This is a genomic window from Cognatilysobacter xinjiangensis (assembly GCF_014651995.1).
Lineage (GTDB): Bacteria > Pseudomonadota > Gammaproteobacteria > Xanthomonadales > Xanthomonadaceae > Cognatilysobacter > Cognatilysobacter xinjiangensis.
Map to the genome: position 1 here is coordinate 1,592,049 of NZ_BMXY01000001.1, position 14,666 is coordinate 1,606,714.

Consider the following 14,666-nt stretch of genomic DNA (forward strand, 5'->3'; position numbering starts at 1 on the left):
GACGGTGAAGCGGGTATGAAGTCAGCCGGGCAGCACGAGGCGCGCTTCGGTGCCGCCGCCATCGCGCGGCAGAAGCTGGGCGGCGGCGCCGTGCAGGTCGGCGACTTCCGCGACGAAGCACAGCCCGAGCCCGCTGCTGCGGCTGCCGCCGTCCGGACGCGGCAGCGAGTAGAAGCGCTCGAATACGCGGCCGGCGGCGTAATCCGGCACGCCGGCGCCGCGGTCGAGCACGCGGATCGCCAGAGCGCCGTCCGCATGTTCGGCCCGCAATTCGATCGACGCGCCCTGCGGCGAAAAGTCCGACGCGTTCTCGACGAGGTTGGCCACCGCCTGTCGCAGCAGGAACGCATCGCCGCGCGGCGGCGCCAGGCCATCGTCGACGCGGACGGATAGCGTCTGGCCGCGTCTGCGCAGCGTTTCCCGGCAATCGCCGGCCACGTCCTGCAGCAGCGCGCTCACGTCGATCGGCATGGCGTCGTCGAGCTTCTGCCGATGCTCGACGGCCGCCAGCGCGAGCAGCTTGTCGATCATCTGTGCGAGGCGTTCGCTCTGCGCGCGGATGCCGGCGACGAACTCCGCGCGATCGGCTTCGGGCATCGGACGCTCCAGCAGCTCGGCGCTGGCGCGGATCGCGGCGAGCGGGCTCTTCATCTCATGCGTCAACGAATGCACGTACTGCTCGACGTACTGCTTGCCCTCGAGCCGCGCGCGCATCGTTTCCAGCGCGCGGCCGAGTTCCGCGAATTCGCCGGCGGTTTCGGGCAGCGTGGCGCGCTCACCCGCCGTGACCGCCTGCGCATAGCGGCGCAGCAGCCCCAGCTGGCGCGACAGCCACCACGCCGCCGCGATGCCGGTCAGCAGCGCGACGCCCAGCAGCAGCGCGCCCCAGCGGCCGATGATCGACTGGCTGCGCTCGATGAAGGGCTGCAGCACGCGATTTGGCTTTGCGACGGTGAGTACGCCGATGATGCGGCCCTGCGCGTCGCGCACCGGCGCGGCCACGTGCATCACGCTCGACTGCGGATTATTCGGGTCATCCAGCGTTGAGCGCGCGCCGTAGCGCCCGCGCAGGGTCAGGTAGACGTCGTTCCAGCGCGAGTAGTCGCGGCCCACGTCGCGCCCCGTGCTGTCGAAAACGACGGTGCCGCGTGCATCGGTGACGTAGATGCGGTAGGTCGCCGTGCGCTTGGGAAAGCCCCAGATCGCGGCGCCCGGGTCGCGCCCGTGGAGCGCGCGCACCCGCTGCGCGAAGCGGCCGTCGGCGATGCGACCCGCGGCGAAGTCGTCCGCGGCGAGCTCGGCCAGCACGTTGGCGGTGTCGACCAGCGTGTCTTCCATCGCCTGCCGGACGCCGGGCTTTACCTCGGCCACGAACACGCGCGTCACCAGCAGGCCGGCCAGCGCGACGATGGCGAAGTAACCCAGGAAGATGCGCAGGCCGATGCGCATGTCAGTCCACGTGCAGCGAGTAGCCGAGCCCGCGCTGGGTGCGGATGGGATCGGCCTCGGCATCGACCTCGCGCAGTTTGGCGCGCAGCGTCTTGATGTGGGTGTCGACGGTACGGTCGGTGCTGTCGCTGTCGGTTCCCCAGACGCGGTCCATCAGCTGCGCGCGCGAGAGGATCGCGCCCGGCCGCTGCAGCAGCGCGGCCAGCAGGCCGTACTCGTAGCGGGTGAGGTCGAGCGCGCGGCCGCGCCAGCTGATGCGATGGCCCTCGGCGTCGTGCACGAATGCGCCGCTCGGCGCCGCGCCACGCGCACGTCGCAGCACGGCGCGCACGCGCGCCACCAGCTCACGTGGCGAAAAGGGCTTGGCGACGTAATCGTCGGCGCCGATCTCGAATCCGAGCACGCGGTCGGCCTCGGCGTCGCGCGCGGTGAGGAAGATCACCGGCAGGTCGCGCCCGCGGCGCAGCTCGCGGCAGAGCGCGAAGCCGCCCATGTCCGGCAGGCCGACGTCGAGGATGGCGAGGTCGTGCCGGCGTGCCGCGGCCAGGCGGAGCGCGTCGCGGCCCGTAAGCGCGTGCTCGACCTCGAAGCCGTCCTCGCGCAGCGCGAACTCGACCGTCCTGGCGATCGCGCTCTCGTCCTCGACCAGCAGGATCCGCCCCATTCGTGCCTCCGTAAGTTGCCGGCGCCAGTGTGCCATCGCCGGTCCGCGTACCCTATCGGCATGAACTACCGCCACACCTTCCACGCCGGCAACCATGCCGACGTGCTCAAGCACGCCGCCCTGCTGGAGCTCTGCGACGCGCTCTGCGCCAAGCCGGCCCCGCTGTTCGCGCTGGATACCCATGCCGGGCGCGGGCTCTATTTCCTCAACGACCCGCAGGCGCAGCGCACGCAGGAGGCGCAGGGCGGCATCGGCCGCTTCGACGGTGCCACCGCGCCCGCGCCGCTGCGCCGCTACCTGTCGGCCATCGCCGCCTGCCGCCGCGCGCACGGCCTGCAGTCGTATCCCGGCTCGCCGTGGCTGCTCGCGCATGCGCTGCGCGCGCAGGACCGCATCGCCTGCTGCGAACTGCAGCCCGACGAGGCGACGGAGCTGCGATCGCGCGTGGGCGACGACCCGCGCGTGGGCGTGCACCAGCGCGACGGCTACGCCGCGATGCGCGCGCTGCTGCCGCCGCGCGTCGGCGACGAGCGCTTCAACCGCGGGCTGGTGCTCATCGACCCGCCGTACGAGGCGCAGCTGGCCGAGTACGACGAGGCCTTCTCGGCCCTGCGCGAGGCCATGGGCCGCTGGCCGCAGGCAACGTACGCGCTCTGGTATCCGATCAAGACCCGCCGCGCGCTGCAGTCGATGTACCGCCGCGCGGCGACCATCCCGGCCAGGTCGGTGATGGTGGCCGAGCTGCTGGTGCGCCGCGACGACTCGCCGCTGCGCATGAACGGCAGTGGCCTGCTGCTGCTCAACGCACCTTGGAAATTCGACGAGCGCCTGCGCGCCTTGCTGCCGGCGCTGACCCAGGCGCTCGGCGAGGATGCGGGCGCCGGCTGGCGCATGGACTGGCTGAAAGCACCCGAATGATCACCGCACGGTCCCACACCGGCCGTATGCGACACTCGGCGCCCACTTTCCAGACCTGAAGACCCATGGCCGGCGCCAGCCTCCTCGCCCTGCTCGACGACATCACGACCGTCCTCGACGACGTTGCCGCCATGACCAAGGTGGCGACCAAGAAGACCGCGGGCGTGCTCGGCGACGACCTCGCGCTCAACGCGCAGCAGGTGCAGGGCATCCGCGCCGACCGCGAGCTGCCGGTGGTCTGGGCGGTCGCCAAGGGCTCGCTGGTCAACAAGGCCATCCTGGTACCGGCCGCGCTGCTGATCAGCGCGTTCGCGCCATGGGCGGTGACCCCGCTGATGATGGTCGGCGGCGCCTATCTCTGCTACGAGGGCGTGGAGAAGCTCGCGCACCGCTTCCTACATCCGAAGGACGAGGACGAGAAGGCGCACGCCGAGCTCCGCGCCGCCGTTCAGGACGAGAACGTCGACATGGTCGCGTTCGAGAAGGACAAGGTGAAGGGCGCGATCCGCACCGACTTCATCCTGTCGGCGGAGATCATCGTGATCAGCCTCGGCACCGTCACCGGCCGGCCGGTGATGACGCAGCTGGCCGTTCTGGCCGCGATCGCGCTGGTGATGACGGTGGGCGTCTACGGCCTGGTCGGCGGCATCGTGAAGCTCGACGACATGGGCCTGGCGCTCGCGCGTCGTGGCGGCACGGCCAGCCGCTCGATCGGCCGCGGCCTGGTAAGCGCGGCACCGCTGCTGATGAAGTTCCTGGCGATCGCCGGCACCGTTGCGATGTTCCTGGTCGGCGGCGGCATCCTCGTGCACGGCGTGCCGGCGCTGCATCACATCATCGAGCCGTACACGGCGCGCGCCGGCGGTGGGCTGCTGTCGATGGCCTTCGATGCCGCGGTGGGCATCGTCGCCGGCATCGTCGTGCTGCTCGCGGTGCAGGCGTTCTCGAAGCTGCGCGGCCGCCGCTGAACACGCAACGCCGGTTAGCCGGAGGTCGGCCAACCGCCGCCATCTGACGGAGATATCACGGCGAATGGGGATGATGCGGGCGCATGGCCGCTCGCGAACGTCTCCCGCCCTGGCACGAGCACCATCGCCTGGCCAACGGCCGCGAGGTGCTGATCCGACCGATCCGTCCCGAGGACGCCGAACCGCTGCGCGCGGGTTTCGCGTTGCTCGAGCCCGAGTCGCTGCGGGCGCGGCTGGCCGGCGGCCGGGATCTCGGGACGGCCGATGCCGGCCGCGTGGCGCGGCCGAATCCGCGCACCGAATTCACGCTGGTGACGACGGATCTCGAAGGTCCGGGCGAGGCGGTGATCGCGGCGGTCGCGCACGTGCGCACCGACCCGGCCGCGCACGAGGGTGCCTTCATCCTGCTGGTCAGCCGCTTCATCACCGGACTGGGCATGCGGCGCTACCTGCTCACGCGGATCGTCAAATGGGCGCGCAGCCGCCGGCTGGGGCTGCTGCGGGGCGAACTGCCGCGCGATCCTGCCCTGCTGGACCTCGCGTCCTCGCTCGGCTTCCAGCTCGACGACGCGACCACCGACGCCGCGCTCGTCCAGGTCTCGCTCACCCTGCCCGCGCGATGAGCTTCGCGCAGGCTGTGCGACCGGCTTGCGTAGAATCGCGCGCCTGATGCCTGCCCCTCTCCTTCCCGCCCCGCCGCTGCCCAAGGCCGGCCAGCAGCGCGCCTGGTGGCGCGCGCCCGCCTCGCCTTCGGCCCTTGCCTTCCACATCGCCGCCGCCGCGACCGCGCACGACGGCCCGCTGCTCGCGATCACCCGCGACAACCAGTCCGCGCACCAGCTCGAAGGCGACCTGCGCACGCTGCTGGGTGCGCGCGCCGGCGTCGAGGGCGACGTCCCCGTGCTCGCCTTCCCCGATTGGGAAACGCTGCCCTACGACGCCTTCAGCCCGCATCCCGACATCGTCAGCCAGCGCCTGGCGACACTGCACCGCCTGCCGCCGCTCAAGCGCGGCGTGGTGGTGCTGCCCGTGCAGACGCTGATGCAGCGCCTCGCGCCGCCGCGGCACGTGGTGGGCGGCAGCTTCGACGTGCGCGTGGGCCAGCGGCTCGACATGGACGCCGAGAAGCGGCGCCTCGAATCGGCCGGCTACCGCCACGTCCCGCAGGTTCTCGACCCGGGCGACTTCGCCGTGCGCGGCGGCCTGCTCGACGTCTACCCGATGGGCGCCGATCAGCCCTACCGCATCGAGCTGCTCGACGACGAGATCGACACCATCCGCGTGTTCGATCCCGAGTCGCAGCGATCGCTGGAGAAGATCGAGCGCATCCACCTGCTGCCTGGCCGCGAGCTTCCGCTCGACGAGGCGTCGCTGAAGGGCGCGCTGGAACGCCTGCGCGAGCGCTTCGACGTCGACACGCGGCGCAGCTCGCTCTACCAGGACCTCAAGTCCGGGCTCGCACCGAGCGGCGTGGAGTACTACCTGCCGCTGTTCTTCGACGAGACGGCGACGCTGTTCGACTACATGCACGAGAACGTGCTGCCCGTGGTCACCGAAGGCAGCTTCGAGGCGGCCGAGCACTTCTGGACGCAGACCGGCGACCGCTACGAGCAGCGCCGCCACGACGTCGAGCGCCCGGTGTTGCCGCCGTCCGAGCTGTACCTCGCGCCCGACGCGCTGCGCGGCATCTTCAACGAGACCTCGCGCATCGAAGTCTGCGGCGCCGAGCACGCGCAGCTCGACCGCGCGCAGCCGCTGGGCGACCAGCCGGCGATGCCGCTGCCGCTCGCGCCGCGCGATCCGGCCGCCGCCGACTCGCTGAAGTCGTTCCTTGCCGCCTATCCGGGCGACGTCCTGATCGCCGCGGATTCGGCCGGCCGCCGCGAGGCGCTGCTGGAGTTGCTCGACGCCGTCGGCCTCAAGCCCGCCGTGCTGCCCGACTGGACCGCGTTCTACGAGCGCGGCCCGGCCACCAAGGAGGCGCCGGCCGACGTCCAGCCGGCCGAGAAGCTGTTCGCCATCGCCGTCGCTGCGCTCGACGACGGCTTCGCGATCTCGACGCCGACCTTCACCGTCCTCACCGAGCGCCAGCTGTTCCCCGAGCGCGCCTCGCAGCCGCGTCGTCGCAAGCGGGTGGGTCGCGAGCCCGAAGCCATCATCCGCGACCTCGGCGAACTCACGGAAGGCGCGCCGATCGTCCACGAGGATCACGGCGTCGGCCGTTACCGCGGCCTCGTCACCCTCGACGTCGGCGGCACGCCGGGCGAATTCCTCGACATCGAGTACGCCAAGGGCGACCGGCTCTACGTTCCCGTCTCGCAACTGCACCTCATCAATCGCTACTCCGGTGCGTCCGAAGAAACCGCACCGCTGCATTCGCTCGGCGGCGAGCAGTGGCAGAAGGCGAAGAAGAAGGCGGCGGAGAAGGTCCGCGACGTGGCGGCCGAGCTGCTGGAGATCCAGGCCAAGCGCCAGGCGCGCGCGGGCCTCGCGATCGACGTCGACCGCAGCATGTACGAGCCCTTCGCCGCCGCGTTCCCGTTCGAGGAAACGCCGGACCAGGCGGCCGCGATCAGCGCCGTGGTGCGCGATCTGCAGAGCAGCCAGCCGATGGACCGCGTGGTCTGCGGCGACGTCGGTTTCGGCAAGACCGAAGTCGCCGTGCGCGCCGCGTTCACCGCGGCCGCGGGCGGCAAGCAGGTCGCGCTGCTGGTGCCCACGACGCTCCTCGCGGAGCAGCACTACCGCAACTTCCGCGACCGCTTCGCCGACTGGCCGATCCGCGTCGAGGTGCTGTCGCGCTTCAAGTCGAAGAAGGAGATCGCGGCGGAGCTGGAGAAGGTCGCCGAGGGCAAGATCGACGTCATCGTCGGCACGCATCGCCTGTTGCAGCCCGACGTGCGCTTCAAGGACCTGGGCCTCGTCATCGTCGACGAGGAGCAGCGCTTCGGCGTGCGCCAGAAGGAGGCGCTGAAGGCGCTGCGCGCCAACGTGCACCTGCTCACGCTGACCGCGACGCCGATCCCGCGCACGCTCAACATGGCCATGGCCGGCCTGCGCGATCTCTCGATCATCGCGACGCCGCCTGCGCATCGCCTCGCCGTGCAGACCTTCGTCGTGCCCTGGGACGACGCGCAACTGCGCGAGGCCTTCCAGCGCGAGCTCTCGCGCGGCGGCCAGGTGTATTTCCTGCACAACGACGTCGAAAGCATCCTGCGGATGCAGCGCGAGCTGCAGGAGCTGGTGCCCGACGCACGCATCGGCGTCGCGCACGGGCAGATGCCGGAGCGCGAGCTCGAGAAGGTGATGCTCGACTTCCACAAGCAGCGCTTCAACGTGCTGCTGTCGACGACGATCATCGAGTCGGGCATCGACATCCCGAACGCGAACACCATCATCATCAACCGCGCCGACAAGTTCGGCCTGGCGCAGCTGCACCAGCTGCGAGGCCGCGTCGGCCGCTCGCACCATCGCGCCTACGCCTACCTCGTGATTCCCGACCGCAAGGCGATCACCGAGGACGCGCGCAAGCGCCTCGACGCGATCAGCGCGATGGACGAGCTGGGCGCGGGCTTCACCCTGGCCACGCACGACCTCGAGATCCGTGGCGCGGGCGAACTGCTCGGCGAGGAGCAGAGCGGCCAGATGGCGGAGGTCGGCTTCAGCCTGTACACCGAGCTGCTCGAGCGCGCGGTGCGCTCGATCCGCCAGGGCAAGCTGCCGGATGTCGACATGGTCGAGGCGCGTGGCGCCGACGTCGAGCTGCACATCCCCGCGCTGATTCCCGACGACTACCTGCCCGACGTGCACACGCGCCTGACGCTCTACAAACGCATCAGCGGCGCTCGCAACGCCGAGGAACTGCGCGAGCTGCAGGTGGAGATGATCGACCGCTTCGGCCTGCTTCCCGATGCCGCGAAGAACCTGTTCGCGATCGCCGAGCTCAAGCTCGACGCCACCGAACTGGGCATCCGCAAGCTGGAGATGGCAGAGAGCACCGGGCGCGTGCAGTTCGCCGAGAAGCCGAACGTCGACCCGATGGCCATCATCAAGCTCATCCAGGGCCAGCCCAAGCTCTACCGCATGGACGGTCCGGACAAGCTCAAGCTGTCGCTGGACCTGCCCGAGGCCGCCCAGCGCATCGCCGCCGCCCGTGGCCTGCTGATCACGCTGGCCGCGCGCTGACATGACCTGCGTCACATGCAACGACGCTCGGGACGCGGTCTGATGCACCGGATCCGGTTTGGGGAAACCGTCATGCGCCGCTTCATGTTCCGGCTCGCCGTGCTCTCCGCCCTCGTGCTGCTCGCCGGCTGCGTCTCGCGGCCGGTGGCCGAGGACGGCGCGACCTACGTGGTGGTGCGTCACGCCGAGAAGGCGAGCGACGATCCCCGCGACCCGTCGCTGTCGGAGCTCGGTCGCAAGCGCGTCGAGCGACTGGTCGACCGCCTGCACTACGACGCGCTGGTCGCCGTCTACGCCACCGGCTACCGCCGCTCGCGGCAGACCGGCGAGCCGATCGCCCAGGATCACGGTCTGCCCCTGTCGTCCTACGACGCCGCGCAGCCCGCCGCCGAGTTCGCGGCGCTGCTGCGCCGGCAGCATCCGGCCGGCACGGTGCTGATCGTCGCGCACAGCGACACGATGGCGCCGATCGCGCAGGCGCTGTGCGGCTGCGCGATCGCACCGACGTCGGACAGCGAGTACGGGCGCCGCATCGCCGTCACCGTGCTGCCGGACGGCCGCACCACGGTGGACGACCGCCGCGAGCCGTGAAACGGCGCCCACGCGGCCGGGGTTAGGCTCGCGCATCGCCCTCCGGAGCCGCCCCATGCGCCACCTCGCCTTCCTGCTTCCCCTGGCCCTGCTCGCCGGCTGCGCCACCGCCGGCGACGCCCGCGTGCTCGTGGCCGGCACCGAGGCGACGCTGTCGGTCGGCGAAACCGTCGCGCTTCCCGACGCCTCGCGGCTGACCTACGTCGGCGTGACCTCCGACTCGCGCTGCCGCCCGGACGTGCAGTGCATCCAGGCCGGCCACGCGGTGGTGGCGTTCCGGCACGTGGCGGGCGCCGACTCGCACGACGTCGCAGTCGATACCCGCCAGGGCACCGCCGACCTCGGCGCCTGGCGGCTGACGCTCGCATCGCTGGATTTCTCGGCGCCGCCCAAGGCCACCGTGCGTATCGACGCGGCGCGCTGAGCCCGGCAACCGTCCGTCGGACGTCCGCGCGGTGGACGCGCAGGCCTTCACGGCCTGAACACCCCTGATTTGTCAAGCGCCGCCGGCTGGACTATGGTCGGTGCGTGGCCGCGGATGTCGCCGCGGCACGCAGGGGAAAAACATGGTCAACCGCATTCGCGCAACGACGGGCCTGGCGCTGCTCGCCTTCGTGGGCATCGCTCAGGCGCAAACCGCGGGCAACTGTCCCGCCCTGCCGGCCGACGCCGGCCTCACGTGGGAAACCAAGACCGCCGGGAACACCCAGTTCTGCCGCGCACTGCGCGCGGATGGAAGCGAGGCGTTCGGGCTGTACATCGCGGCACAGACGGCGTTCAAGCCGGTCCGCAGCATGCGCAGCGAGGAAGTGCGGATCGACGGCCACGAGACCTACTGGTACCGCAGCGAGATCGCCGGCCAGCCGGACCTGCAGGCGCGCGAGACCGCGATCGCCCTGCCCGACGGCCGCGTGGCCTACCTGTGGATCCAGGCCAAGTCGAAAGACGACCTGGCCAGCGCCATGCAGCAGACCAGCGCGCTGCGCTTCGGCACCGGCGCGCAGCTGTCGAGCAATTGAGGTGAGGACGGCCGGGCATGCCCGGCCGTCGCTCAGAACCTGCCGGCCTGGAAGTCCGCGAAGGCCTGCTGGAGCTGCTCGCGCGTATTCATGACGAACGGGCCGTAACGCGCCACCGGTTCGCGCAGCGGGCGGCCCGCGATCAGCAGCAGGCGCGCGGTGGACGTCGCGCGCAGCGACACCAGCTCGCCGTCGAGCACGCCGAGCTGGCGCGTGGCCACGGGCTGGCCGCCCACTTCGACCGCGCCCTCGTAGGCGTACACGAAGCCGGCATGGCCGACGGGCAGCGCATACGTCCACGTCGCGCCCTCGTCGAGCGCGATGTCGAGGTAGACCGGCGACGTCGCCGGCTGCGCGATCGGGCCGACGGCGCCGTCCACCTCGCCCGCGATCACCTTCACCGACACGCCTGCGGCCGGCGTCGCCACCGGAATGCGCTCGGGCGCGAATTCCTGGTACTTCGGCTCGCAGAGCTTGTCGCGCGCCGGCAGGTTCACCCACAGCTGGAAGCCGCGCATGCGGCCCTCCTGCTGCTCCGGCATCTCCGAGTGCACGAGGCCGCGGCCCGCGGTCATCCACTGCACGCTGCCGGGCACCAGCACGCCCTCGTTGCCATGGTTGTCGCGATGGCGCATGCGGCCGTCGAGCATGTAGGTGACGGTCTCGAAGCCGCGATGCGGATGGTCCGGGAAGCCGGCGAGGTAGTCCTGCGGCCGGTCGGTACCGAACTCGTCGAGCATCAGGAACGGATCGAGATAGTCGAGCTGCGGCGTGCCGATCACGCGCGTGAGCTTGACGCCGGCGCCATCGGACGCGGGCATGCCGGTGGCCAGTCGCGCGATGCGCGCGGGACGCGGTTCGGTGGAAGTCATGGTCGTGCCTCGCGAGGGTTCGACACCAAATGTGGAGCCATGCGGCCCGTCGCCACGCACCCGGCCTGCAACGGGTCGTTGCAGCGCCGGGACGACGGCTCAGGCCCGCGTGATCCGCCAGCAGCGGTGGATGCGCGCGTCGCGCTCGAAATCGGGCGGAATGGTCGACGCGCTGATGTCCTCGACGTTCGCGAACGTCGCGATCTCCGCCTCGTCGAGCTTGAAGCGGCGGTAGTTGTTGGAGAAATACAGCACGCCGCCCGGCGCCAGCCGCGCGACGGCCGCGCGCAGCAGCCGCACGTGCGAGGCCTGCACGTCGAAGTCGCTGGCGCGCTTGGAATTCGAGAACGTCGGCGGGTCGCAGAAGACGAGGTCGTACTGGCCCGTGTCACCCTCCAGCCACGCGATCGCGTCGGCCTGCACCAGGCGATGCTTCGCGCCGCCGAGGCCGTTTTCCTGCAGGTTGTCCGCGCACCAGTCCAGGTACGTGCCCGAGAGGTCGACCGTGGTCGTCGAGCGCGCGCCGCCGAGCGCGGCATGCACGGTGGCCGCGCCGGTGTAGGCGAACAGGTTGAGGAAGCGGGCGTCGCGGGCTTCCTCGAACAGCCGCAGGCGCATCGGGCGGTGGTCGAGGAACAGGCCGGTGTCGAGGTAGTCGAACAGGTTCACGCGCAGGCGCGCCTGGCCCTCGCGCACCGCGACGAACTCGCCGCGACGATCGAAATGCCCGTACTTGCTGCCGCCCTTGCCGCGCTCGCGGGTCTTTACCGCGACGTTCTCGCGCGGCACGCCGAACACCTCGCGCGCGGCGGCGAGCAGCTCGTTGCGACGGCGGCGGGTGTCGGTCTCGGGGATGTCGGCGGGCGCCGCGTATTCCTGCACGTGCAGGAAGGTGCGCGGCTCGCGCTCGTCGGTGGCGTAGACGTCGATCGCGGCCGCGTACTCGGGCAGGTCGGCGTCGTAGGCGCGGAAGCAGGTGACACCCTCGCGCTCGCGCCATGCCTTCAGGCGCTTGAGGTTCTTGCGCAGTCGGTTCGCCACCATTTCCGCGCCGGGCGACAACGCCTGCACGGGCGCCGCGCCGTTCGCATCGGCCGCGACGGTACGCCCGGGCGGCGCGACGGGATCGACCGTCAGCAGCACCGTTTCGATCGCACCGTTGAACAGCGCGTACGTCTTCTTCGCGCGCAGGCCGGTGGCGCGCGCGAGCGATTCGTCGCCGCAGAGCAGGCTCGCGCGCCAGGTTGGCACCGCCGCGCGCAGCGCGTCGCCGAGCGCGCGGTACAGCGCGGGATCGGCGGCCAGGCGCGCGTCGTAGGGCGGATTGCTGGCGACCAGCCCGCGGCCCGCGGTGATCTCCGGCGGCAGCGTCGCGGCCACGTCGCGCACGTCGGCGGCCTTCCAGTCGATGACGTCGACGAGGCCCGCGGTGATCGCGTTGTCGCGCGCGGCGCGGATCGCGTTGGGGTCGACGTCGCGGCCGAAGAACACGGGCCGCAGCGCCGCGAGGCCCTCGGCTTCGAGGCGGATCGCCTCGACGTGCAGGTCCGTCCAGGCCGCCACGTCGAAGCCGGCCCAGCGCGTGGGCACGTCGTCGATATGGCGCAGCAGGCCCGGTGCGACGTCTCCGGCCATCAGCGCGCCTTCGATCAGCAACGTGCCGCTGCCGCACATCGGGTCGAGCAGCGCGCCGCCCTCGCGGTAGACCTCGGGCCAGCGACCGCGCATCAGCACGGCGGCGGCGAGGTTCTCCTTCAGCGGCGCGTCGACCTGCTTGCGGCGCCAGCCACGGCGGTGCATCGGGCGGCCGGAGAGATCGATCGACAGGATCGCGCGGCCCTTGCGGATCACCAGGTTCAAACGCACGTCCGGTGATTCGAGATCGACGTCGGGGCGTTCGCCGGTGGCGACGCGCAGCGTGTCGACGACGGCGTCCTTGACGCGCTGCGCGGCGTACTGCGCGTGCGTCAGCGCGCTGCCGGAGACGTGCGCGTCCACGGCGATCGTGGCGCGCGGCGGCACATGCGCGGTCCAGTCGACCTTCGATGCGCCCGCATACAGCGCGTGCTCATCGGGGCAGTCGAACTCGGCGATCGGCCAGAGGATGCGGCTGGCCAGACGCGACCACATCACGGCGCGCTGCGCGTCGACGAGCGTGCCCTCGACGTTCGCGCCCGCGACCGTCGCGGTGGCATGCGTGCAGCCGAGCGCGACCAGTTCGTCGACCAGCAGGTATTCCAGGCCCTTGCCGCAGCTGGCGAAGAAGCGCATCACAGCGTCTCCAGCAATGCGGCGAACGCGCGCGCGCTCGCCTCGACGTGGTTCGACAGCCGGTGCGTGTCGTCGACCAGCAGCAGCGTCGCGCCCCGCGGCTGCGCCCACTGCACCACATCGGCGGCGGGGATCAGCTCGTCGCCCCAGCCGTGCACGATCGACATGGGCACGTTCGCCGCCTCCAGGGGATGCGCGGTATCCAGGCGCACCGGCGGCGCCATCAGGAACAGGCCGGCGATGTCGAACTCCTGCGACACGCGGCCGCTGATCCAGGCACCGAGACTCGATCCCGCGAGCACGACCGGCCCGTTCGCGGCGGCCCCACGCACGAGACCCCGCAGCCGCTCGAGGCGCGCCGCCACGTCGCCGAGTGGGCTGATCTCGCGTTTGGCGTCGAGGTCGGTGTAGTCCGGCCGTGCGTGGCTGAAGCCCAGGCGCGCGGCGACCTCGGCCAGCGCCGTCACCTTGGTGGCGTCGGGGCCGCTTTCGAAGCCGTGGGAGAGGATGCAGTGTCCGCGCATGCCGGGGTCGTACGAAGAAGGACCGGCATTGTCGCCTGTCCGCGCCGACGGCGCGTCAGTCCACCGCGACGACGGCGTCGCCCAGCCGCATCCTGCCGCCCTCGACGATGCGCGCGCACAGCCCGCCGTGGCCGCGCATCGCGTTGTAGCCGCCGGGGCCCAGCGCGGTCTCCATCTTCGAGCAGGGATCGCAGGGACCGGTGCCTTCCAGCAGCACGTCGCCGATGCGGAAGCGCCGGCCCTTGAGCGCGATCAGCGGAATGCCGCTGACCAGCACGTTGCGCCGCAGCCATTCGGGCTCGACCGCGGGCAGCCCGGCGAGCGCCGCGATCACCGGCAGGTGCTCGGCCTGCAGCAGGGTGACGCCACGCTTGCCGCTGCCGCCGGCGTAGCGATCGCCGACGAGGCCCTTCTCCGCGACCGCCTCGACGGCCTCGCGCACCTCGACCGGCGCCTCGCGCGCCGGGCGCACGCCCAGCCACTCCACGCGGCCCTCGCGGGGGAAGCGGGCCATCAGCTCGCCGAGCATCGAACGGTCGGGAAAACGTGCCATGCGCCGAGCATAGGCGGGCGCGGATGAAAGCCGGCCCGCCGCGCTAGCATCGGCCCATGCTGCCCGACCTGCCGCCCCTGCCCGTCCACGTCGATCCCCTGCCCTACGAGTCGCGGCTGGAGCCGCGCCCGCTGTCGCAGATCGACCTCGTCGTCATCCACTGCACCGAAGTGCCCACGCTCGCCGAGTCGCGCACGTTCGGCGAGAAGGTGCTGTACGAGGACAGCGGCACCGGCAACAGCGGGCACTTCTACATCGACCGGGACGGCTCGCTGCATCGCTACGTGGCACCAGAGCGCGTCGCGCACCACGTGCGCGGCTACAACCCGCGCTCGATCGGCATCGAGATCGTCAACACCGGCCGCTATCCGCGCTGGCTCGACAGCGACCACCAGGCGATGGACGAGCCCTACACGCCCGCGCAGATCGACACGCTCGTCGCGCTGCTGGCACGGCTCGCGGCCGAGCACCCGTCGCTGCGCTTCATCGCCGGGCATGAGGACCTGGACACCGCGATGGTCGGGGCCACCGACGACCCGTCGAAGCAGGTGCGCCGCAAGCGCGACCCGGGCCCGCTGTTCCCGTGGGACTACGTGCTCGAACGGGTCCCGCTGCAGCGCCTGAACGCGCCGCCGCCCTGAACCGGGGCACG

The 14,666-nt window shown here is 71.4% G+C and carries 14 protein-coding genes; 8 read left to right on the top strand and 6 right to left on the bottom strand.

Going from position 1 to position 14,666, the window contains the following annotated elements; translation table 11 throughout:
• Nucleotides 1-21 precede the first annotated feature (21 nt).
• Both creC and creB read right to left on the bottom strand, forming a co-directional pair.
• The gene (gene creC / locus IE066_RS07645) at nt 22-1,449 is read right to left on the bottom strand and encodes a two-component system sensor histidine kinase CreC (protein ID WP_189448320.1); all 1,428 of its coding nucleotides are present in this window, start codon (nt 1,447-1,449) and stop codon (nt 22-24) included.
• A gap of 1 nt (nt 1,450) precedes the next feature.
• Nucleotides 1,451-2,113 carry a two-component system response regulator CreB gene (gene creB / locus IE066_RS07650; RefSeq protein WP_189448321.1) on the bottom strand — a complete coding sequence of 221 codons (663 nt, stop codon included), beginning with the start codon at nt 2,111-2,113 and terminating at the stop codon, nt 1,451-1,453.
• Nucleotides 2,114-2,173: 60 nt separating this feature from the next.
• Between creB and IE066_RS07655 the strand changes: the two genes are divergently transcribed.
• The 7 genes from IE066_RS07655 to IE066_RS07685 all read left to right on the top strand — a co-directional run bounded on the left by IE066_RS07655 (nt 2,174) and on the right by IE066_RS07685 (nt 9,794).
• The gene (locus tag IE066_RS07655; protein ID WP_189448323.1) at nt 2,174-3,031 is read left to right on the top strand and encodes a 23S rRNA (adenine(2030)-N(6))-methyltransferase RlmJ; all 858 of its coding nucleotides are present in this window, start codon (nt 2,174-2,176) and stop codon (nt 3,029-3,031) included.
• Nucleotides 3,032-3,096: 65 nt separating this feature from the next.
• Nucleotides 3,097-3,999 carry a DUF808 domain-containing protein gene (locus tag IE066_RS07660; RefSeq protein WP_189448325.1) on the top strand — a complete coding sequence of 301 codons (903 nt, stop codon included), beginning with the start codon at nt 3,097-3,099 and terminating at the stop codon, nt 3,997-3,999.
• A gap of 83 nt (nt 4,000-4,082) precedes the next feature.
• Nucleotides 4,083-4,622, top strand: a complete 540-nt coding sequence (locus tag IE066_RS07665; protein ID WP_189448327.1) for an N-acetyltransferase — start codon at nt 4,083-4,085, stop codon at nt 4,620-4,622.
• Between the two features lie 46 nt (nt 4,623-4,668).
• Entirely contained in the window at nt 4,669-8,184 is a 3,516-nt protein-coding gene (mfd, locus tag IE066_RS07670; RefSeq protein ID WP_189448329.1) for a transcription-repair coupling factor, read from the top strand.
• 72 nt (nt 8,185-8,256) lie between these two features.
• Entirely contained in the window at nt 8,257-8,775 is a 519-nt protein-coding gene (locus IE066_RS07675) for a histidine phosphatase family protein (RefSeq protein ID WP_189448331.1), read from the top strand.
• 55 nt (nt 8,776-8,830) lie between these two features.
• Entirely contained in the window at nt 8,831-9,199 is a 369-nt protein-coding gene (locus tag IE066_RS07680; RefSeq protein WP_189448333.1) for a hypothetical protein, read from the top strand.
• Nucleotides 9,200-9,341: 142 nt separating this feature from the next.
• A complete protein-coding gene (locus IE066_RS07685; protein WP_189448335.1) occupies nt 9,342-9,794 on the top strand; it encodes a hypothetical protein in 453 nt (150 codons plus the stop codon).
• A 32-nt stretch (nt 9,795-9,826) separates the two neighbouring features.
• Here IE066_RS07685 and IE066_RS07690 read toward each other — a convergent pair whose 3' ends face one another.
• The 4 genes from IE066_RS07690 to IE066_RS07705 form a co-directional block, all read right to left on the bottom strand.
• Entirely contained in the window at nt 9,827-10,666 is an 840-nt protein-coding gene (locus IE066_RS07690) for a pirin family protein (RefSeq protein ID WP_189448337.1), read from the bottom strand.
• 99 nt (nt 10,667-10,765) lie between these two features.
• On the bottom strand, nt 10,766-12,937 hold the full coding sequence (gene rlmKL, locus IE066_RS07695) for a bifunctional 23S rRNA (guanine(2069)-N(7))-methyltransferase RlmK/23S rRNA (guanine(2445)-N(2))-methyltransferase RlmL (protein ID WP_189448339.1): 2,172 nt from the start codon (nt 12,935-12,937) through the stop codon (nt 10,766-10,768).
• Nucleotides 12,937-13,461 carry an alpha/beta hydrolase gene (locus IE066_RS07700; protein WP_189448341.1) on the bottom strand — a complete coding sequence of 175 codons (525 nt, stop codon included), beginning with the start codon at nt 13,459-13,461 and terminating at the stop codon, nt 12,937-12,939. The genes rlmKL and IE066_RS07700 overlap by 1 nt, the downstream gene beginning before the upstream one ends.
• A gap of 55 nt (nt 13,462-13,516) precedes the next feature.
• Nucleotides 13,517-14,014 carry an MOSC domain-containing protein gene (locus IE066_RS07705; protein WP_189448343.1) on the bottom strand — a complete coding sequence of 166 codons (498 nt, stop codon included), beginning with the start codon at nt 14,012-14,014 and terminating at the stop codon, nt 13,517-13,519.
• Between the two features lie 56 nt (nt 14,015-14,070).
• On the opposite strand from IE066_RS07705, the gene IE066_RS07710 reads away from it, so the two are divergent.
• Nucleotides 14,071-14,655 (top strand): N-acetylmuramoyl-L-alanine amidase, encoded by a 585-nt coding sequence (locus tag IE066_RS07710; protein ID WP_425488910.1) that lies wholly within the window; start codon nt 14,071-14,073, stop codon nt 14,653-14,655.
• Nucleotides 14,656-14,666: the final 11 nt, after the last annotated feature.